This is a genomic window from Paludibacter sp. 221, assembly GCF_010501035.1.
Taxonomy (GTDB): Bacteria; Bacteroidota; Bacteroidia; order Bacteroidales; family Paludibacteraceae; genus QVMH01.
Genome location: NZ_QVMH01000011.1, coordinates 1 through 22,264, shown reverse-complemented (window position 1 = coordinate 22,264; position 22,264 = coordinate 1). Strand labels below are relative to the sequence as shown.

Annotated in this window: 17 protein-coding genes and 1 pseudogene; 13 read left to right on the top strand and 5 right to left on the bottom strand. The window is 36.1% G+C overall.

Annotated elements, in window-relative coordinates; all coding sequences use genetic code 11:
• Nucleotides 1-70: 70 nt before the first annotated feature.
• The 5 genes from D0T49_RS04010 to D0T49_RS03990 form a co-directional block, all read right to left on the bottom strand.
• Entirely contained in the window at nucleotides 71-1,537 is a 1,467-nt protein-coding gene (locus D0T49_RS04010; protein WP_163629303.1) for an aminoacyl-histidine dipeptidase, read from the bottom strand.
• A gap of 251 nt (nucleotides 1,538-1,788) precedes the next feature.
• On the bottom strand, nucleotides 1,789-3,078 hold the full coding sequence (locus tag D0T49_RS04005; RefSeq protein ID WP_163629302.1) for a pseudouridine synthase: 1,290 nt from the start codon (nucleotides 3,076-3,078) through the stop codon (nucleotides 1,789-1,791).
• 164 nt (nucleotides 3,079-3,242) lie between these two features.
• Nucleotides 3,243-3,884, bottom strand: coding sequence for a hypothetical protein (locus D0T49_RS04000; protein WP_370519589.1), 642 nt, complete (start codon nucleotides 3,882-3,884; stop codon nucleotides 3,243-3,245).
• Nucleotides 3,885-3,993: 109 nt separating this feature from the next.
• A complete protein-coding gene (locus tag D0T49_RS03995) occupies nucleotides 3,994-4,965 on the bottom strand; it encodes a polyprenyl synthetase family protein (RefSeq protein WP_163629300.1) in 972 nt (323 codons plus the stop codon).
• Between the two features lie 39 nt (nucleotides 4,966-5,004).
• The gene (locus tag D0T49_RS03990) at nucleotides 5,005-5,982 is read right to left on the bottom strand and encodes a D-alanine--D-alanine ligase (RefSeq protein ID WP_163629299.1); all 978 of its coding nucleotides are present in this window, start codon (nucleotides 5,980-5,982) and stop codon (nucleotides 5,005-5,007) included.
• Between the two features lie 680 nt (nucleotides 5,983-6,662).
• Here D0T49_RS03990 and D0T49_RS03985 point away from each other — a divergent pair.
• The 13 genes and pseudogenes from D0T49_RS03985 to D0T49_RS03925 all read left to right on the top strand — a co-directional run bounded on the left by D0T49_RS03985 (nucleotide 6,663) and on the right by D0T49_RS03925 (nucleotide 22,259).
• Nucleotides 6,663-7,994: an rRNA cytosine-C5-methyltransferase gene (locus tag D0T49_RS03985; RefSeq protein WP_163629298.1), complete on the top strand. Its 1,332-nt coding sequence runs from the start codon at nucleotides 6,663-6,665 to the stop codon at nucleotides 7,992-7,994.
• Nucleotides 7,995-8,143: 149 nt separating this feature from the next.
• Nucleotides 8,144-8,893, top strand: coding sequence for an MBL fold metallo-hydrolase (locus D0T49_RS03980; RefSeq protein ID WP_163629297.1), 750 nt, complete (start codon nucleotides 8,144-8,146; stop codon nucleotides 8,891-8,893).
• Between the two features lie 11 nt (nucleotides 8,894-8,904).
• Entirely contained in the window at nucleotides 8,905-9,957 is a 1,053-nt protein-coding gene (locus D0T49_RS03975; protein ID WP_163629296.1) for a DUF6340 family protein, read from the top strand.
• Nucleotides 9,958-10,101: 144 nt separating this feature from the next.
• Nucleotides 10,102-10,902 carry a polysaccharide biosynthesis/export family protein gene (locus D0T49_RS03970; RefSeq protein ID WP_163629295.1) on the top strand — a complete coding sequence of 267 codons (801 nt, stop codon included), beginning with the start codon at nucleotides 10,102-10,104 and terminating at the stop codon, nucleotides 10,900-10,902.
• A gap of 110 nt (nucleotides 10,903-11,012) precedes the next feature.
• The gene (locus D0T49_RS03965) at nucleotides 11,013-11,687 is read left to right on the top strand and encodes a polysaccharide biosynthesis/export family protein (protein ID WP_163629294.1); all 675 of its coding nucleotides are present in this window, start codon (nucleotides 11,013-11,015) and stop codon (nucleotides 11,685-11,687) included.
• A gap of 20 nt (nucleotides 11,688-11,707) precedes the next feature.
• Nucleotides 11,708-14,119: a polysaccharide biosynthesis tyrosine autokinase gene (locus D0T49_RS03960; RefSeq protein ID WP_163629293.1), complete on the top strand. Its 2,412-nt coding sequence runs from the start codon at nucleotides 11,708-11,710 to the stop codon at nucleotides 14,117-14,119.
• Between the two features lie 53 nt (nucleotides 14,120-14,172).
• The gene (locus tag D0T49_RS03955; protein ID WP_163629292.1) at nucleotides 14,173-15,507 is read left to right on the top strand and encodes a UDP-glucose/GDP-mannose dehydrogenase family protein; all 1,335 of its coding nucleotides are present in this window, start codon (nucleotides 14,173-14,175) and stop codon (nucleotides 15,505-15,507) included.
• A gap of 340 nt (nucleotides 15,508-15,847) precedes the next feature.
• Complete coding sequence (gmd, locus tag D0T49_RS03950; protein ID WP_163629291.1) at nucleotides 15,848-17,002, top strand: GDP-mannose 4,6-dehydratase; 1,155 nt, start codon at nucleotides 15,848-15,850, stop codon at nucleotides 17,000-17,002.
• Between the two features lie 64 nt (nucleotides 17,003-17,066).
• Complete coding sequence (locus D0T49_RS03945) at nucleotides 17,067-18,122, top strand: GDP-L-fucose synthase (protein WP_163629290.1); 1,056 nt, start codon at nucleotides 17,067-17,069, stop codon at nucleotides 18,120-18,122.
• 199 nt (nucleotides 18,123-18,321) lie between these two features.
• The gene (locus tag D0T49_RS03940; protein ID WP_163629289.1) at nucleotides 18,322-19,167 is read left to right on the top strand and encodes an ABC transporter permease; all 846 of its coding nucleotides are present in this window, start codon (nucleotides 18,322-18,324) and stop codon (nucleotides 19,165-19,167) included.
• Between the two features lie 11 nt (nucleotides 19,168-19,178).
• Nucleotides 19,179-19,751: pseudogene (locus D0T49_RS03935) on the top strand (DegT/DnrJ/EryC1/StrS family aminotransferase); the annotation flags it as partial.
• Nucleotides 19,748-21,217 (top strand): DUF6056 family protein, encoded by a 1,470-nt coding sequence (locus tag D0T49_RS03930; RefSeq protein WP_163629288.1) that lies wholly within the window; start codon nucleotides 19,748-19,750, stop codon nucleotides 21,215-21,217. The pseudogene D0T49_RS03935 and the gene D0T49_RS03930, both read left to right, overlap by 4 nt.
• A gap of 103 nt (nucleotides 21,218-21,320) precedes the next feature.
• On the top strand, nucleotides 21,321-22,259 hold the full coding sequence (locus tag D0T49_RS03925) for an IS1595 family transposase (RefSeq protein WP_163629287.1): 939 nt from the start codon (nucleotides 21,321-21,323) through the stop codon (nucleotides 22,257-22,259).
• The last annotated feature ends 5 nt before the right edge of the window (nucleotides 22,260-22,264 follow it).

Below are 22,264 nucleotides of genomic sequence, written 5' to 3'. Positions count from 1 at the left end.
TCCCGATTTCGTCAGAAATCGGGATTTTGCTTTATATGTGATTGTCGTATACGGGTCTGTTAAACCGGTTTTATTCTTTTACGGGAATATTAGCCAATGTTGCCAGCAGGTATTCCCAGAATTTTTCGACAGTAGGTATGTTCACTTTTTCGTCGGGCGAGTGTGGGTGGCGTATCGTAGGCCCGAACGAAATCATATCCATTTTGGGGTAATGGGTGCTTAATATACCACACTCCAGTCCGGCATGGATAATCATTACCTTTGGCTCTTTTCCGAATTTATCCTGATAAACTTTCTTCATCGTTTGCAGGATTGGCGATTGCATATTTGGCTCCCAACCGGGATAGCCTCCCGAAAATTCCACTTTAGCTCCCGCTAATGCGAACGCGCTTTCAATCATCGAAGCCAGTTCTTCTTTCCGTGATTCGACAGAGCTGCGTATCAGCGATTTCAGTTCTACTTTTTCGCCGTCGGATTTTATAATTGCCAGATTGTTCGACGTTTCTACCACGCCGGGTACCTCATCTATAAATCGGAATACACCGTTAGGGCAGGCTGTAACTCCGTTAATCAGGTCGTCTTGTATCTCTTCGGGCATCAAGCCCTTTGGCATGGTGGTTTCTTCCACATCGAAAACGATACCGTCTTCTTTCGACTTGTATTCTTCGATAAATAGTTCGCGACATTCTTTTACCAAATCCACAATATCGTCCACCCCATCAGCAGGTACAGTAATTACTGCAAATGCTTCGCGCGGTATTGCGTTGCGCAGACTTCCACCGTCGATAGAAGCAAGGCGGGCTTCACATTCGGCTACGGCTTTTTTCAGAAAGCGGAACATCAGTTTGTTTGCATTTGCACGCTGTAGGATAATGTCTATTCCGGAATGTCCTCCTTTAAGCCCTGTAAGCGATATTTTTAGAGCCACGTCTCCTTCGGGCACAGCTTCTTCTTTGTAACGGAAGGTGATGTTTGCATCCAATCCGCCTGCGCATCCTACGTACAATTCTCCTTCGTCTTCCGAGTCCAGATTCATTAGTATTTCACCTTTCAAGAAGTTAGGCTGCAAGGCAAATGCTCCGAACATACCCGTTTCTTCATCCACAGTAATGAACATTTCCAAGTCAGGGTGTGGTATATCTTTCGATTGCAAAATAGCCATAGCGGCGGCAAGCCCAATTCCATTATCAGCTCCAAGTGTGGTGTCGTGAGCTTTCACCCAGTCGCCGTCGATATAAGCGTCGATAGGGTCTTTCTCAAAATCGTGCTTCACATTGTTGTTTTTCTGTGGCACCATATCCATGTGGGCTTGCAGAATTACCGGCTTGCGGTTTTCCATACCCTGAGTGGCCGGCTTGCGTATCAATACGTTTCCTATCTCGTCTTGTATGGTTTCCAAGCCCAACGATTTGCCAAAATTTACTAAAAATGCACCTATTTCATCTTTTTTTCCCGATGGGTGGGGTACCTGAGTGATGTCATAAAAGTTTTTCCAGAGCATCTCCGGTTTCAGGTTGCGGATATCTGTTGTACTCATAAATCTTTATTTTATATTGTTTTCATATTATTTTTACTGCTATCCTTACAAATATCCGTATTTTTTTCGGGAAAAGCTATTTTGAAAACATTTTTTTCCTTTTAGTATTAATTCTTAGTTTTTAAGAAACTCCCGAAATATAAGCGGGATGAATATATGAACTTATAACAGAAAAAGAGACTGAACCCCACATGGGAACAGTCTCCTTGATATTTTTTATTTTGTTTGGATTAATGCGAGCTTGCTTGTTTTTATTTGTAAGCTCCCATTTTTAGCATGCTGATTTCCTTACCTGTAAGGAAGCGGTATTTGCCACGAGGCAGGTTCTTTTTGGTCAGCCCTGCAAAGTAAACTCGGTCAAGTCCCTTTACTTTATATCCCAGACTGTCGAATAACCTTCTGATTACACGGTTCTTTCCTGAGTGTATTTCTATCCCCACTTGGTTTTTGCTGTCTTCTTTGATGTATGCTAAATCGTCGGCTTTGATAATGCCGTCTTCCAGTTCTACACCTTCGTTCAGCAGCTTCTCGAAATCTTCGTTTTCAAAGTCGCGGTCTAATGTGACGTGGTAGATTTTCTTTTTCTCGAATTTAGGATGGGTCAACTGCGAAGCCAAATCGCCGTCGTTTGTCAGCAGCAGCACTCCTGTTGTATTCCTGTCCAGACGCCCTACCGGATATATACGTTCGCTACATGCGTTTTTAACCATATCCATCACGGTTTTACGTTCTTGTGTATCTTCTACCGTAGTAACGCAATCTTTCGGTTTGTTTAGTAATAGATATATTTTGCGCTCGCTTCTGACGGTTTCGTTATGGAACATTACCTTGTCTGTCGGTAGTATTTTAGTTCCCAGTTCGGTTACAATTTCACCATTAACGGATATTACTCCGGCTTGTATATATTCGTCGGCTTCGCGGCGTGAGCATGTGCCTGAGTTTGCAAGGAACTTGTTTAAACGTACCGGTTTAGTTAAGTCAACTTCTTCGCGGTATGCAACAAAACTTTTTCTTTCCGTACCGTCCGATATGTTTTTACGTTTGCGGAATACTATTTTTTTATTGTTGTCATCGTACCTTACAGTTTCGCCTTGATTGTCTTGCCCGTAATTGTTGCTGCGAGGGCGGTATCCCTGATTGTCTCCATAGCGTCTTTGTCCGTCGTTTGTCCGGTTTGAGTTATAAGGGCGGTTTTCACCTCTATTGCCATATGGCCTTTTTTCGTAGCTGTTGAATGGTTTTCTGTCTCCGCCTCCGTACGGTTTTCTTTCGCTGTTTCCATCGTATGGCCTTCTTTCACCATCTCCTCTGCCGTATGGTTTTCTATCATTGTTGTATGGTCTTCTGTCGTTGTTTCCTCCATATGGCTTTCGGTCGTTGTTGCCATAAGGTTTTCTGTCGCCGTAGTTTGAAGAGGTATAGCTTTTTCTTTCGAAATTGCCATCGGCATCTTTTTTTCTTAATTGCAATGGTTTGTTTGATGGACGCTCACCATCCTGTTCTTGTTTTCTGAAATTTGGTCTAGATTCTGACTTTTCCATTTTTGAGTTTTTTTAGTTGTTTAAACCTCACGGCCGTACACAACAATTAATAATTTAAGCAAATAATATATTTAAAATGATTTTATAATTTTGGAGGTTGCAAATATCGGAAAAAAACTTGATAATAAATAATGGCTCAAATTTATTTCGATAAATTTAAACTCTTAGTTTTCTGTTGTTTTCTCTTCTCCTTTGCGGTAATAATATATGAGTCCGAATTCCTGACATTTTTTCAGACGTAGATGAGGCGGCTCGTTTTTAAATTTTTCTTCAACTTGGTTCCAAGCATCTAATATGAGCTTATCGCATTTTTCGCGAAGTGCAACAAGTTCTTGCCTGTTGCGGGTAGTGGTGTTTTGATATAATTTGTGGTTTGTATTATATTCTTTGAAAATTTCGTAGTGTACTTTTACTTTGGTAATGGTTGGGTTGTAAATTTGCACACCGCCATTGCGTACCCGTTCGTTTTCGCCGTCGATAATACATTTGCCCCAATGCAGCAACGCTGTATCAGAGTTTAGGTCGGGTACATTATGTACCTCAGGGTCTAACTGATAAAGCAGTTTCTGTTCCGGTTTAATATCGCCCCTTATAACTGCCAGATTGAATACTTGTATGAAGTGCGAAATGTACATACGCGCATTTTGCACTATTTGCTGGTATTGCTTGTTGGCTGTTACTTGGTTTTCGAGGGTTTTTTGATATTGAATAACCTGACTGTCGAAAAGGCGGAAAGTATTTTTAAGTTCAAAAACAGTGTTGAAAGAAATCACTTCATTACCAAACGTTTGATTTTCTGACTGCATTATCGCTGCTTTCAATGCTCTCAAGCGGGCTTTGTCTGTATTTGGCAATCGGCGGTAAGGCATGCTTAATTAGTGAATAAAGTGAAATATACTCTACAAAGATAAAATATTATTCGTTACGCGACATCAATTTTTTTGCTAAATTTCTCAATTCTTGCTTTTTGGCTTCCGGCGTATTTACTTGTTCGAGGCATTTTATAGCTCGTTCGTAAAAATATTCCATCTTTTCTTCGCATACTTTCTTTACCCCCAACCTGTTGTATATGGCTGTAACTGCGTCGATTTTTTCTTTTGGCGAATCGTTGCTTTCGAGCCACGTGCTCAGTTCTTTAGCATCTTCTCCTTGTGCCAGCAGGGTAGCCTGTATCAGCATATATGTTTTTTTGTTGCAAAGTATATCCCCGCCTATTTTTTTGCCGAATGTTTCCTCGTTGCCATACACATCCAGCCAGTCGTCTTTTAGCTGAAAAGCAAGCCCTATATTAATGCCAAAATCGTATAATAGTTGCGCATCCGTGTCGTTTCCGCCACCCAGCCAAGCTCCTATTTTCAGCGCGGTTCCTAATAGTACAGCCGTTTTCAACCGAATCATATTCAGGTATTCTTCCGGCTTTACGTCCTGCCTTTTTTCGAAATCCATATCGTATTGCTGGCCTTCGCAAATTTCGGTAGCCATTTGCGAGAATGCGTCCAATACACGCTTCAGCTCTTTTTCGGGCACATTGCATGTGTACTGGTAAGCAATGATTTGCATAACGTCGCCCGACAGTATAGCCGTGTTTTCGTCCCATTTTTTATGAACGGTAGGTTTGCCGCGGCGTACGTCGGCTTTGTCCATTATATCATCGTGCAACAGGGTGAAGTTGTGAAAAATCTCGATTCCCAAAGCCGGATTTATGGCAGGTACGATGTCTTCCGAGAAAAGGTTGCAGGCAAGCAATGCCAATGCCGGACGGATGCGTTTACCACCAAGCGAGAGGATATATTTGATAGGGGCGTAAACTCCTTGCGGTTCTTTGGCAAGGTCTATTTTTTCTATTTCGTCGGCTAAAATAGCTTGGATTTCTGATAATGTTTTCATTGTTTTATGCTTGTAACTGGTGACTATTAACTCGTAACTTTATTTTAATTCGTTTTCTATAATTTCAGTCAGAACGTTGGTCATGCTTAGTCCTGCTGCGTTTACTTGTTGCGGAATGAAACTGGTTGTAGTCATTCCGGGTGTTGTGTTCACTTCGAGCAGGTTGATAACCTCGCCTTCTGTTATAATATAATCAATGCGTACAATTCCTTTGCAGCCTAATATGTCATAAATGGCTGATGTTAATTGCTGAATGCGGTGGGTTAGTCCCTCGCTTATTCTGGCAGGGGTAATTTCTTCTACCTGACCATTGTACTTGGCATCAAAGTCGAAAAAATCGTTGTGGCTTACAACTTCCGTAATAGGAAATACTACGCTGTTTTTAGCTGTTTTGTACGCTCCGCAGGTTACTTCGGTACCTTTCATAAATGCTTCGATAAGCACTTCCTCGCCTTCGGCAAAGGCTTTTTGTATGGCAGGTTGTATTTCTTCTTTCGACTTTACTTTGGTAGTGCCAAAACTGCTTCCGCCTACGTTGGGTTTGATAAAGCAGGGGATGCCGATTTTCGTTACTACTCCCTCGTCCGAAACGCTTTGGCCTTTGCGCAAAAGTATGGATTCGGAAATTTTTACACCGAATCCTTTCAGGTATTGGTTGCACGCAAATTTGTTGAATGTAAGTGCCGAAACCAATACATTGCAGGTGGAATAGGGTAGCCCTATCAGTTCGAAATAGCCTTGAAGTATACCGTTTTCGCCCGGTGTGCCGTGAATGGTGATGTAGGCAAAGTCAAAATTTATTTTTTCATTATGGTGGACGAAACTGAAATCGTTCTTGTCGATAGGTGTTTTTTCGGTTTCTGATATCTCCACTTCCCATTTTTCTTTTGTGAGAATTACGGTGTAAACATTGTAGCGGTTTTTATCGAGAAACGAATAAATACCCGCTGCGCTTTTTAGAGAAACTACTATTTCGGAGGAATCGCCTCCCGCAATGATGGCTATGTTTTTTTTCATTACTTCGGAAAATCATTTATACGGAATGCAAAGATATTACAAAATGTTTAGAGCTTGTATAAATTTCCACAAAGAAACTATTATAGTTTCGCATATGTCTTTTCCGCAATAAATTATAAGGGCACCCGTATCAAAATATGCAGAATTGCTATTTTATTCTTTCGTAGTCGTAGCTAACCTTTCCGCCTCAGCTGGTGAGCGTTAAGAAATTCAGCGTAACGTAGCGTTAAACAGGATTTGCTGTTTGACGAGCAAAGCNTTAGCGAAGCAGGTGTAGCGGTGGCTTTTTTGCTTCCTTTTTCAGCTATAGGAAAAAGGAAGAGCCTGTCCGGCTCGAGGACAAAGTAATAAAGGTATGAGAATATCAGCACTCTCCCTAAATCCCTCTCTCAAAGAGAGGGACTTTGAGAGCGAGAAACGAAAGAACGATATCTGATGAATTTGGTGCATAGAATGTAATTTTGATGCGGTTACCCTAATAAATTATGTTCTTTTTTGTGACACGAAGTTGGGTGTGGCTAAATTTCACCTCTCATTTTACTTACTTAGCCTGCTAAAATCGTAAAATGAAGTCAAAATTTCCCTAAAAAATTACCAAAATTTACTTTGCGAGTAAAATTTAGACAAGCTCTTAATGATTTAATTTTATCTTTGTATCGCTATAGAAACAAATAGAATCAATGAATTTACCCGAAGCATTTATACAAAGGACGAAAGAAATTTTAGGAGATGAATACTCCTTTTTTGAGAAAGCGTTGGATTCTCCTGCAGTTGTAAGTGTGAGGGTGAATAATAAAATGCATTATGCGCCATCTGCCGACCATGTGCCTTGGTGCGCAGATGGTTATTACTTGAACGAACGCCCTGTTTTTACTGCCGACCCTCTGTTTCATTGTGGGGTTTATTATGTGCAGGAGGCGAGCTCCATGTTTTTGACGCAGGTTGTAAAGCAGTATTTTGCAAATGCTGATAGGGTGTTGGATTTATGTGCCGCTCCGGGTGGAAAATCCACTCTTTTGTCGCAAGCCTTGCCCGAAAATGCGTTACTGGTGTCTAATGAAATTATCCGCTCGCGTGCCAATATACTGGCTGAAAATGTTATAAAGTGGGGTAATGCTAATGTTGTTGTAACGAATAATAAGCCGGGCGACTTTGTTGGCATCGGTGGGTACTTTGATGCAATAGTGGTTGATGCTCCCTGTTCGGGCGAGGGTATGTTTCGGAAAGACCCGAATGCAATTGGAGAATGGTCGGAGCAAAATGTTAAACTTTGCGCCGAGCGTCAGAAAAATATAATAACCGACGTATGGTCATCGTTAAAGGATGATGGCATTCTCGTTTACAGTACTTGTACGTATAACAGGGAGGAAAACGAGGAAAATGTGAAGTGGATATGTGAAAACTTAGGGGCGGAGCTTCTGAGGGTGGATTTAGCGGGACTAAACCAGATAACCCAAACGGATTGCGGGTATCGGTTTTATCCTCATAAGACGCGAGGCGAGGGGTTTTTTATTTCGGTATTAAGAAAAAAGGATTTTACTCCGGATTTTAAATTTTCGAGAAAAACGGGGAAAAACGGAATAAAGCAGATGCCATATAATGGGATTTTACCTTTTGAGTTGTTGAAAACAGAGGATTTTACTGTGTACGTTGAAGAAGATAAGGTAAAGGCTTGTTATACGAACAGGGTGGATGATTATTCTTTTATCGCAAATCGTTTGAAGGTTTTGCACTCGGGAATAACGTTGGGGAATATTAAAGGTAAAGATTTTATTCCGGATATAAGCGTAGCCCTGTCTAAATTTTTGAACTTGGATTCTGTAAGCGGGTGCGAGATAGATTATAAGACTGCTATAGCTTATCTGAAAAGAGAAAATGTGGTTTTGCCGGATGCTAACAGAGGCTATGTGCTGTTGACATATAAAAATCAACCGTTAGGCTGGGTTAAGAATTTAGGAAACAGGTGCAACAATCTTTATCCTCAGGAATGGAGAATCAGAATGAATCTCTGATTTTTTATGTGGAGTTTGTTTTATGGTGTTGATTATTAGGAGTTTATGGTTGTGTTGTTTTTTAATGTATTGATAGTCAGATATATGTGTATGTGTGTATTGTCATTTTATGTATACCTTTTGTCACTATCTGAAAAATTAAAGGTTTGATGGAATTGTTGTTTTTAGGAACAGGTACTTCTACCGGAGTACCTCAGATAGGGTGTAAGTGTAAAGTTTGTTCTTCTCTTAATGCTAAGGATAAGCGTTTGCGTTCGTCTGTATTGTTGAAAGAAAACAATAGTTCGGTGCTGATAGATTGTGGACCTGATTTGCGCCAGCAGTTGTTGGTACATAATGTGGATTCGATATCGGCGATATTGCTTACACACGAGCATTACGACCATGTGGGTGGATTGGATGATGTACGTCCGTTGGGTAATATGGATGTTTATGGGGAGCAGCGTGTTTTGAACTCGATTCGGCATATGATGCCATATTGCTTTGGAGATAACGTGTATCCGGGTGCCCCTAAGATACATTTGAACCGGATTGAAGAAGAGGATTTCCGGGTTGGAGGTTTTGATGTAAAACCGATTCGTGTTATGCACGCTAATTTGCCTATTTTGGGTTTTCGTATTAATGATATGGCGTATATTACAGATGCTAAAACCATAAGCGAGGGGACTTTTGATGAATTACAGGGGTTGGATATATTGATATTAAATGCTCTGCGACAGGGTAGCCATATATCTCACCTGAGTTTGAATGAGGCTATAGATATTGCCAAAAAGGTAAATGCGAAAAGAACCTATTTCACGCACATGAGCCATGAGATGGGTTTGCATGATGAAGTTAGTGGTCTGTTGCCGGAGAATATGTTTCTGGCTTACGATGGACTTGAGTTGTTAATAGATTGATGAAGTGTACAATGAAGTTGAACTTTAAGATAATACTGTTTCTGGTTTGTAGTATTGTAGCTTTCAGCTCGTGCCAAACGGCAATGCTCTATACTACCTTAGATATTCTGCATCCTGCAAAAGTAACTTTTAGTCCGGATGCAGAAAGGATTCTTATTATGAATAATTCAGTTGTTCAGCCTGCGGATGTCGGGCATACGATTCGCTCGTTTTATTCTTCGCCTCAGAATGTACGTGTTGCTACTGATAGCGTCTCCTTGTTTTGCCTGAGTGTCCTTGCTGACGAAATGAAAGATACCGGTTTTTTCTCTTCGGTCGATTTAATTCTTACTTCGCTTAATTCAGACAGGGATTTTAATTCGATAACTCCTTTGCAACCGTTTACAGTGAAACGTTTGTGTGATGAATATGATGTGGATGCCGTTTTAGCGCTTGACCGTATTGTTGTTAATGATGAAATTGCAGAGTATTATTATAAAGAGTGGGAGCATCATGAATGTATATTAGGGGTGAAATATGAGACGTTCTGGAGTATTCACTATCCGGATAAACTGGGGGCATTGGCTGTTCATTTTAAAGATTCATTGCTTTGGGAGTCTGAATCTTCTATATACCGGAAAGCTTTTGACGGGCTGCCGGACAGGCAAGATGCTATTATTGATGGTGCATTGTATGTAGGGCAAAATTCGGTGAAACGTTTTGTGCCATATTGGGAACAATCGGACCGATACTTTTATGCTCCCAACAATAAATTGATGAAGCAGGGGATGGATTCTGTTTATATTAAAGATTGGAATGGTGCTATAGATTCGTGGAAAAAGGTTTTTTACCAAACCGGTAATCCGAAGTTGAAAGCTCAGGCTGGTAATAATATTGCTATAGCCTGTGAGATTTTAGGAGATTATAATGAAGCGTTGAAATATGCAAAATCGGCATATGATATTCTTTCGTCACAATTACTGATGGATGCGGAAGCGCAAAATCGATTGATCCAATATATGATGGATTTATTGCAGAGAGCAAAAGATGTTGAACTGTTAAAAGAGCAATTAGGAGAAGAATAGGTGATTCGTATTCGTAAATAATGTTGATATATAGTTGTTTATGATACTTTGATGAAAAAGAATACTTTCCTTTGTTTTTTTTATTTATTCGTTATTTTTATCTATCTTTGCACATTCATATTGTTTTAGGAAAACATTTATTAAATGAAAAGAACATTTTTTTGGGTAGTATTATCTATTTCTCTCATAGGTTTGCTATCTTCTTCTTGTATTACACCCCGTAAGGTTAATTATATGCAACCTCCAGGTATGGGTGTTCCCGCATATCATGATTCTGTTTCTTATGAAGATTATCGTATAAAACCGGATGACAGGCTTTATCTACGGGTTTATTCTATTGATGATAGGATGAACTATGTATTTAATGGGAGTTCGCGAAGTACAGATTATGTTTTAAGAGGTGGAGGTAGTGCTTATCAGGAGCTTTATACTTATTTGGTGGAAGAGGATGGAAGTTTAATTTTGCCACACCTTGGGAATGTATTTGTGGGGGGAAAAACGTTGCGTGAGGCCGAAAGTTATCTTGAAGAAAAATTAAAGCCTTATTTTAAATTAAATGAAGTTGATATTGATTTGCGTATTGTGGGTCGTTATTATAGTATCATTGGGCAATCTGCTTCGGGACGTTTTGAACTTCCTCGTGAAAAAATAAATATTTTTCAGGCATTAGCTCAGGCTGGTGATATTGGAATATATGGAGATAGAAGTAGAATCAGGATTTTGAGAGAAACCCCAGAGGGGCCTGTTGTTAAGGTGTTTGATATAAGAAGTGCGGATATTATCCATTCGGAGTTTTATTATGTAGAGCCAAGCGATGTTATCTATATACAAAATATGTATGAACAAGTGTTTGGAATCACATCATTAGCGTCATTATTGGGTATCTTGGTTTCTACATTCTCTTTGGTGTCTACCATCTATATACTTATAAATTTAAATAAATAATGCTATATCGCTTTAAAGCAATAAACATGTCGCGAATAAATAATATAATAATTCTTGTTCTTATAATATTTGTGTTTCCTTCTTGTTACACATATCGGAGTGTCGGTTTAATGCAGGAAAAAAATACATTATTACCTAAATATGAAAACGTGGAATATGAGGATTACCGGATACAAGTGGACGATGAGTTGGTGTATCGTTTGATAACATCGGATGAAACAATATCTTCTGTGATTACTCCTTCCGAAACTTCATATAATAATATGATTTCATATAGAGTAAGTTCGGATGGAACTGTTAGTCTTCCTTTTATTAAAAATATTTCGGTAGAAGGGTTGACTGTGAAAGGAGCTGCTATTATAATAGAAAAACGATTTCGGGAAATAATACCGGATGCTACAATCAAATTAACGCTTCAAAATAGGACTTTTACAGTTACAGGAGAGCTGGGTGCTGGCGTATATCCTATTTATAAAGAAAAGCTAACTATATATCAGGCCTTAGCATTGACCGGTGATATCAATAATGCAGGTGATAGAAAGCATGTACGTATTCTTAGAGAACAGGGTGCCGGTAAAGCACCGTTGATATTAGAATTTGATATCCGACCAGAGAGTATTATTGATTCGGAGTATTATTATATATATCCTAATGATGTTATATACGTACAACGGTCGGGTAAAAGTTTTTTTAATGTAACTAATTATAGTACATTCGTTAGTTTAATAACTTCATCAGTAAATGTTATTTTGACAGCCTTAACTTATTCCAAAGTATTTAAATAATTAAATAATCTTTCATTTTTATGAGTACTGAAGATTTTAACAAAAAAGATAATTTATTTTTAGCAGAAGAAGAGTCATCATTCGATATAAAAGAGTGGTTGTTTCATTTTTTAAGTTATTGGTATGTTTTTGTTTTTGGGATATTTATAGCTTTGGGAGCTAGCTATTTGAAAAACAGGACTTGGATGGCTCAATATGAAACTTCAGGAACAATGGTTATTGAGGAGAATACCTCCAGAGGCTTTGGAGCGCAACAAGCTATTATGCAGGGTTTTGGTGTGCAATCCGGCTATCGGAATATAAATAATCAGGTGATTATGCTCCAATCATATGACTTGCTTACTCGGGTGGTTGATAGTTTGTCCTTTATGAAAGTAGAGTATATTACTCAAGGCCGCTTTAAAACACGTAATATTTATAAAAATACTCCTATATACATAGAGCCTCAGTTCTTATCGCCAGAGGCATATGAGTTTATGTATAAAATAAATTTGAAATCGGATGGAACGTATGTGATTTCAATTGAAGATGATAAGCAATACAGTAATTATAAAATAGAAGGTGCTTTTGGTGAGTTATTGCAAAGTGAATTGTTTAATGTTACTATTCATGATTTGAGGATAATGGCTTCTAATAATACAGAGATGTATTTTAAGTTCAGGTCAAGAGAAGATTTGGTAAATGAGTTTTTTTACCGGTTGAGATTTGCTTATGTAATGGAGGGCTCTTCTATACTAAGGGTGTCTTTAAATGGAGAAACTCCTGACAGGGATGTTGATTTTATAAACAAATTGTGCGAGCTTTTTATTGAAGATAATTTGATGTTGAAAAATGATGCTGCGACAAAAACTATAAAGTTTATAGATGAGCAACTTGCGATTTTATCGCATTCTTTGACATTGTCTGAAGACAAAATGACAAAATTTCGTCAGGAAAATCAAATTGTTGATGTATCGAGTTATGTGTCAGAGATTTTAAGAAAGGCAACTTTGTATGATAATAAGAAAAAAGAACTTGAATTGCGAGAGTATTACTTGGATTATTTGACAGATTATCTGCAAACGAATTTAGAGGCTGGTACGGTTGTCGCTCCTTCTGCTTTTGGGTTGAATGAGCCAATGTTAATGCAGCTAGTTCAACAAATAAATGAACTATACATTGAGCGTAGCGAATTGAGCGATAAAAACTTTTATTATAGTCGGGTGACTAAAGAAATAGAGTCTTTAAAGACTGTTGTTTTTGAAGTTGTTTCAAATATGCGATTAGCTTTAAATATAGAAAAGAAAGAAGTTGAGCAGAATTTGGAAGGGATTGAGGAAGAAATAAAGGTTTTGCCTAATAAAGAACTGGAGATGATAGCTATTGAAAGAAATTATCGCGTAGATGATAATTACTATACTTTCTTTCTTCAAAAAAGAGCAGAGTCTCAAATACAAAAGGAATCAAATAGTCCTGATAATTCAGTACTTGATAAGGCTCGTGTAATGGCCATTACAAATGGCAGTGCAAAATCAAGGACGGTTATAATTTATTTACTTTTAGGTCTGTTAATACCGGGTGTTTTTGTAATGTTAATAAAGCTACTAAATAATAAGATTAACTCGGAAAAGGATATTGAAAAGTTGACTTCTTTTCCTGTAATTGGTTCAATCCGCAGAACAAGAAGTAAAGATCCAATGCTGTCGATAAAAAAGCCCCGCTCATCTTTTGCTGAGATGTTCCGGCTAATTCGTACTCGTATAGAGTTTATAGTACAGCGTAAGTCTAATATTTTGATAACTATTACTTCTGCAGAATCAGGTGATGGCAAAACATATTTTTCTGCAAATCTGGCTGCTGTATACTCCATGACGGAAAGAAAAACATTGTTGATAGACATGGACGTTCGTAAGCCCAATATATATGAATTGTTTGATATTCCGAATGAACCCGGATTAACAAATTATCTTATAGGAGAAGAGAAACTAAGTGATATTATTCAAAAAACAGATAATGAATATTATGATATTTTGACGGTGGGACCGGTTCCGCCAAATCCGGGAGAAATTGTTCGATCAGAGAAATTGAAAGCCTTGTTTGAAGAACTTAAAAAACACTATGATTATATCATTGTAGATACTAGCCCTATTGGTTTGGTTGCAGATGCATATTCTATCATGTTATTATCGGATGTTAGCTTGTTTGTTACCCGTTTGGAAAAAACAAATAAGCATAATGTTAAAAGAATTACAACTCAACTGAAAGAAGATAATGTTCCAAATATATACATTGTGCTGAATGATATATCAACCGACAAAAATAGATATACTAAGTATTACTCATATGGTGGATATGGTGGGTATGGCTATGGTTCAAAATATTACCATTCGAAGAAACAACGTAAGGCATTAGAGAATTACAGTAAATACTATACGGATGATAAGGATATCTGATATGGTAATTTAAAGTGATATTGTGATCTATATATGAACAAGCTCGCTTTGTAATGAAAATAGCAATAGTTGGTACAGGATATGTAGGATTAGTTACTGGGACTTGTTTTGCAGAAATGGGTTTGGATGTAACTTGTATTGATGTTGATTTGCAAAAAATAGAAAATTTGCGACAAGGCATTATTCCTATATATGAGCCTGGGTTAGACGATATGGTGTTGCGCAATGTGAAAGCGGAACGTTTACATTTTTCTGATTCGTTAATTGAGGTTCTGCCAACTGTTGATGTTGTATTTAATGCTGTAGGAACTCCTCCCGATAAAGATGGGGGTGCTGATTTACGTTATGTTTTGGATGTTGCCCGTGTAATAGGACAAAATATACAGAAATATATTTTAATAGTAACAAAAAGCACTGTTCCTGTTGGTACGGCTAATGAAGTAAGAAAAACAATTCAGAATGAATTAAATAGGCGGAGTCTCGTTATTGATTTTGATGTTGCTTCTAATCCTGAATTTTTAAAAGAGGGAGATGCTATTAAAGATTTTATGAGTCCTGATCGTGTTGTAGTAGGTGTGGACTCAGAAAAAGCTAAAGAGATTTTAACGAAGTTATATCGTCCTTTTTTATTGAATAATTTCAGGGTTATTTTCATGGATATTCTTTCTGCGGAAATGACTAAGTATGCAGCTAATGCTATGCTTGCTACACGTATAAGTTTCATGAATGATATTGCTAACCTGTGCGAGTTGGTTGGTGCAGATGTGAATATGGTTCGGAAAGGAATAGGAACTGATTCTCGAATAGGAACTAAATTTTTGTATCCGGGTATAGGGTATGGTGGTTCTTGCTTTCCAAAAGATATCAAAGCTTTAATTCATACAGGAAAAGAAAATGGATATGGACTTAAAGTTCTTCAGGCTGTTGAAGAGGTTAATGAAAAACAAAAAGAAGTCTTATTCTCTAAGTTAAATAATCAGTTTGATAGCCATCTTAAAGGAAAAGTATTTGCTATTTGGGGACTGGCTTTCAAGCCAAATACAGATGATGTTCGTGATGCTCCTGCATTTCCATTAATAGAAAAATTAATTGAGGCGGGTGCTAAAGTTAGGCTTTTTGATCCGGTTGCAATGGAAGAAGCCAAGAAGTTTTTGCATTTGAAAAATTTGATGAATGAAGAACAAATTTATTTTACAGAAAATATATATGACACAGTATTAAATGCTGATGCTTTATTACTTATAACGGAGTGGAAAGAATTTCGCATGCCAAACTGGAAACTGATTAAAGATAATATGAGGGGCAGGTTGATTTTGGATGGGAGAAATATATATGATAAAAGAGAACTAAGCGAGCATGGATTTGAATATTATGGGATAGGTGTTTGATTTTAGTGCATTAAATATGAAAGGTGTCAAGGTTTATGATGCTGAGAGTAGCTTTGGGATAACACAAGTAGAATAAAGTACATGCTAGAGAAAACAATAAAAGATAAATATTTTTTTTTATAAGTAGCTTCTGATATATAATTGGAAGAATGGTCGGTTGTTTTATGGGAATAGTTTGTTGTGAATAGAGTTTTCGAAATAGGTAAAAATAGATAATTCTCATCCTGTTTTTAATAACTATTGGGTGAATAGTTTTGAAACGAGGAATAATTATAAAGTCTCTATTCGAGATGATTGAAGTAAATAATCGGATAAAAGATAAACTTAAATATAAGTTTTTATGGATAAAAATAAGATAGCTTTTATAACAGGAATTACAGGACAAGATGGTGCCTATTTAACAGAGTTGCTATTAAAGAGAGGGTATATTGTACATGGACTGAAGCGTCGTTCTTCATTATTCAATACGGATAGGATAGATCATTTGTATCAAGACCCGCATATTGAGAACCGTAATTTGATACTTCATTATGGAGATATGACGGATTCAATGAACTTGACTCGTATAATACAAGATGTTCAACCTGATGAAATATATAATTTGGCAGCTATGAGTCATGTTAAAGTTAGTTTTGATACTCCAGAATATACTGCTAATGCTGATGGTATTGGAACATTACGAATTTTAGAAGCAGTTCGTTTGTTGGGATTAACTGAAAAAACTCGAGTATATCAAGCTTCTACTTCCGAGTTGTATGGTTTGGTACAAGAAGTGCCTCAAAAGGAAACTACACCTTTTTATCCACGTTCGCCGTATGCTGTAGCTAAGATGTATGCTTATTGGATAACTGTGAATTACCGAGAGGCTTATGGAATGCATGCGAGTAACGGTATCCTTTTTAATCATGAATCTCCGCTTCGAGGAGAAACTTTTGTGACAAGAAAGATAACAAGAGCTGTTTCTCGTATAGCTTTAGGCTTACAAGATAAATTGTATTTAGGAAATCTTTCAGCGAAGCGAGACTGGGGACATGCGAAAGATTATGTAAAAGCCATGTACTTGATTCTACAACAAGATAAACCTGATGATTATGTTATTGCAACAGGAGTAACAACAGAGGTTCGTGAATTTGTCCGTTTGGCTTTTGCGGAATTGGGAGTTGAAATTGCCTTTAAAGGTACTGGAATTGATGAAAAAGGTTACATAAACCACATAGATAAAAATGTTTTTGTTGAACAGGTAGGAGAAAAGTACTATGACAAGATAAAACAACAGAAAGAAGCTGTAGTTGAGGTTGATGCGAGTTATTTCAGACCAACAGAGGTTGAATTGTTAATTGGTGATGCAACAAAGTCGCGGACAAAATTGAATTGGGTGCCGGAATATAACTTAGTTACTTTAATTCAAGATATGATATTGTCAGATATAAATTTGATGAAAAAAGAAACATACCTTGAGGAAGGAGGGTATCAGACTTTGAATTATTTTGAATAAATAATCCAAGCTTCTTTCTTGAATTAAATTTAGTTATTTAAAATATATCAAACCTTTGTTATTCATGGATAAAAAGTCAAAAATATATATTGCTGGACATAAAGGAATGGTAGGTTCTGCTATTAAGCGTAATTTAGAACAAAAAGGTTTTGTTAATATAGTTACTCGTACGCATTCGGAACTTGACTTATTAAAGGAACAAGATGTTGTTCGTTTTTTTGAAAATGAGAAACCCGAATATGTTGTTTTAGCGGCAGCAAAGGTTGGAGGTATTGTGGCCAATAATACTTATCGCGCACAATTTATATACGAGAATTTGATGATTCAAAACCATATTATTCATCAAAGTTATTTGAATGGAGTAAAAAAGCTTTTGTTCTTAGGTTCTTCTTGTATCTATCCTCGTATGGCAAGGCAGCCTATTGCTGAGGATGAACTGTTGACAGGTTTTTTAGAGCCCACAAATGAGCCTTATGCTATCGCTAAAATTGCAGGTATTAAAATGTGTGAAGCTTATCATGCTCAATATGGTTGCAATTTTATTTCCATAATGCCTACTAATTTGTACGGCCCAAATGATAATTATGATTTAGAAAAATCACACGTTCTTCCGGCCTTGATACGAAAAATGTATTTAGGAAAATGTTTGATGGAAGGTGCATGGGATAAGATAGTTGTAGACTTGAATGAGAGACCAGTGGAAGGCATTTCGGGAAGAAGTACTAGAAATGAAATTATCGTTATATTAAGTAAATATGGAATTTTTTCAAATGCTATTGAGCTATGGGGAACAGGCTCTCCGATGCGCGAATTTTTACATGTAGATGATATGGCTGATGCGTCTGTCTTTTTATTACAAAATTATGATGCGCCAAATACTATTCCTTCGCAGGTAAATGCCGGATGTGGAGAAGATACCTCTATTTATGATTTAGCATATTTGGTTAAACGAATTGTAGATTATCAGGGAGAAATAAAGTGGGATAAAACAAAGCCAGATGGCACTCCTCGCAAATTATTGAATGTTTCAACATTAAAATCTTTGGGTTGGATGCCTTCTATTTCTTTGGAAAAAGGAATAAATCATGTGGTGGATTTATATAGGGGATTGGTATTGTAATTTTTGTATGATGTATACTTAATTATTAATTCCTATAAAGTGTAATGATGAATTTGGAGTTAGTTTGTCTTGAAATTAGCTGAAAAAATAAGTGTAACTTTATTTATGCTTTTAAACTATTTGCCATTGTGTTAACTTCGTGAGACAAGTTGTTACTTGTATAGTTGAATAACTGAAAATTATATTTTGAATTAAATAAATGGAACAATATACTACTGTAATAAAACCCAAAGGAAAACTTTGGCAAGTTGATTTTAAAGAGATATGGGAATATCGTGACTTGTTATCTATGTTTGTAAAGCGTGATATTATCACGCAATATAAACAAACTGTTCTTGGTCCGTTGTGGTTTTTAATACAACCTATTTTGACTACTCTTATGCAGTTTGTGGTGTTCGGTACAATTGCAGATTTGAGTACTGATAGCTTGCCGAAACCACTGTTTTATTTGGCAGGGAATGTAATGTGGTTGTATTTCGCCGATTGTTTAAATAAAACGTCTACCACATTTAATACTAATCAAGCTATTTTTGGAAAAGTTTATTTTCCACGTTTAATTGTTCCTTTGGCAACTGTTATCTCCAATCTCGTTCGTTTTGGAATTCAGTTATTATTGTTTGTGGTATTTTATTTATATTACGTTTTTATAGGCGGTTATGAAATACAGCCGAATATTTATATATTATTATTGCCTGTGTTGGTTTTTATGATAGCAGGATTAGCTTTGGGGTTTGGTATATTAGTTTCATCTATGACGACTAAATATCGTGATTTGACTATTCTTTTTACTTTTATTGTACAATTGTGGATGTATGGCACACCAGTTGTATATCCTATGAGTTCGATAACCAACTCTATTTTGAAAACCATTATGTGGTTCAATCCTTTAACTTCTATTTTTGAAGCATTTAAGTACGGAGCGATGGGACAAGGCGAATTTAGCTGGATAATGTTAGGATATAGCTTTTGTTTTATGTTGTTGTTGTTGACTATTAGTATAATAGTATTCAACTCAGTGCAGCGGAGTTTTATGGATACGGTATAATATTGCAATAAAGAGAATTGTTGTCAGGTGAAGGTGGTATGTTGGTAATAAATGATGAACGTTTCATTCATCGTGCTGAAATAATTTGGGAGAAAGGTACCAATAGGGCAGAGTTTTTTCGTGGAGAAGTGAATAAATATGGTTGGGTAGATACTGGTTCATCTTTTTTACCATCTGAAATTATTGCTGCTTTTTTATGGGCTCAGTTAGAAAATTTGGATAAGATACAGGCAAAACGTAAGCAAATTTGGATGGCTTATTATGAAAGATTGAAACCTTTAGCAGAAAAAGGTAATTTTAAATTGCCCAATATCCCTGAATCTGCGACTAATAATGCACACATGTTTTATTTGGTTTGTAATTCTTTGGAGGAACGAACAGAATTGATAAGTAATTTGAAAGCCAATGGTATTTTAGCTGTTTTTCATTATTTAAGTTTACATACTAGTGAGTTTTATAAGGATAAGCATGATGGACGGGACTTGAGAAATTGTGATAGATTTGCTGATTGTTTGGTAAGATTGCCACTCTATTTTGAATTGATGGAAATTAATATTATCGGTATTGTAAATAATTTGAAATGATGAAGACAGTTTTGAGAACTAGGATAAATTACTTTTTATTGTTTGTAGCAGCTTTGTCATCAATTCTATTTCTGTTTTTAATAGAATTTTATAATGATATAACATTAGATGACATTGGTTTTGCTCTTCAATTGCAAGAAAGTAGTATTTGGGATTTCATGAAAACAATGTATTTGACATGGCAAGGACGTTTCATGGGTTTTTTTTTGACAGGACTTCAGATGAAAAGCTATTTTTTATTTAATAGTATGTTACCATTTTCTATGTTGTTATATGCGGTTAATATTTTGTTAATAACGAAGGCACTAATGAATTTTTTTAATCTTAAAATATTTGATAGTGTTTTATATTCTGTAGTGTTATTTCAAATTTATATATTTACGATGTTTGATTTTTCATCTTATTTTTGGATGTGTACAAAAGGTTATACTTTTATAATGACATTGTCAGTATATGCTTTTTCAGAATTAATCGTAAATAAAAAAGGAAAATGGTATAGTTATATAACATTGTTTATTGTATTTGCTTTTATTGGGTGCTCTTATGAGATATTTGCTCCAATTATATTGTTATTGATGGGATGTTGTATCTTATATTTATTTTATAAATCAAATTTTCGACTGAGCTTGTTAATAAGGGAAAATAAATTATTATTATTTACTTTTTTTGTTGGAACTCTTTTTTTTGTATTAATGGTAATAGCACCGGGTAATTGGGTACGTATGGATGTGCATTCAAAAGATTCTACATTAAGCTTGTTTCCATTTTTACAAGTCGTTCTTAATAATAGTATTTATTTGTCAAAAAATGTGTTTTTTACTTTTCCTTACTATTTTGTATTTTTAATCGTAATTGCATATTTATTTTCAAAAAAAAAGGAAGATTTAATTTCATCTAGCAAAAAAACGAAAAAACAAGTTCTGAGGAATATATTAAAATATGCATTTATATCTGTTTCATTAACACTTGTTTCATTGGCACTGAATACTTATGCCGTAGGACAACGTATGGAGTTACGAGCCTTTAATCATGTGAATTTAATCGTATTTGTTTTTCTATACTATACAATAAAAGAGATAATGTCAATATTTTCACTGAAAAAAAATATTGCGATTTTGTATCCAATCGTTCTTTTGTTTGTTATAATTTCTAATATTTATTCTACAATAAAGAGTGTACCAGAGTTAGAAGCGTATGAAGAATCAAAAAATCAACGTGAGCAGTTATTATATGAATTAAAAATATCAGGAAACGAAGAAATTGCATGTTTGCAGACTCTAGATGCACCATTATTTCATTCTGTTTTAGATGATGCTTGGAGGGTTATATTGCCAAAAGTTTCAGATAAACTATTATTGAAACCTAATGAAATATCATTTGATATAAAAAATTATTATAATGTGACTTATAAAGAATACTATCAATTAGATTTTGACGTTATAACAGATTTATCTTACGATTTATAATTCTGTACATAGAAGAACATAAATTGTAGGTGTTAATAAAATAAAATGATTATCCGTTTTTTTGCCTAAAACTTTTATCTTTGTAGAAACTAATCACAAAGTCATGAATTTATTAAATTTTGTATCGCAATATCCAGACGAAGCAAGCTGTAGAACCAAGTTTAAGGAATTCCGAGATAAACAAGGTGTTGTTTGCCCTCGCTGTGGTGGCAAAGAACACTATTGGAAAAAAGATAAAGAGAACTATGAATGCAAACACTGCGGCAAACGTCAAAGTTTACGCGCCAATACTGTTATGCATGGTTCTCAATTACCTTTTCGGTATTGGTTTATCGCTATTCATTTGTTGACCTCGACCAAGAAAAGCTTCTCAGCCGCTGAGCTTCAACGCCAATTAGGACATAAACGCTATGCACCTATTTGGGAGCTGCTTCATAAACTACGCCTTATAATGGGTAAACGCGATGAACTGTACACATTGTCGGATGTAATTGAATTGGACGAAGGTTTCTTTTCAACCGAAATAGATGAGGATGAAAAGGATAAACCACTTAAACGAGGTCGTGGAAGTCAGAAAAAGAGTAAAGTGCTTGTCATGGCAGAAAGCAAACCGGTTGAAGGAAAAATGACCAAAACCGGTAAGCCTCGTCAAGTAGGTCATTTAAAAATGATTGTAATAGATGACTTAAAATCAGACACAATAAATCCATTAGTGGAGAAAAATGTTTCTGATGAAACTACGATTGATTCTGACGACTCAACTTCTTACGTCAAATTAAAAGATATTGTCAAAGAGCACCGTCCGCAGGTAATACCGAAAGAAAAAATCGGAACAATTTTACCTTGGGTTCATATTGCTATCAGCAATGCTAAAAGAATGCTGCTGGATATATTTCACGATATAAAACCGCAATATCTGCAAAATTACTTGAATGAATTTTGCTATAAGTTCAACCGCAGATATTTCGGAGAAAACTTGTTTGACAGACTTATGATAGCAGCTGTCGCTTATAAAAATAATTTTAGGTCAAATAACGGATAATCATA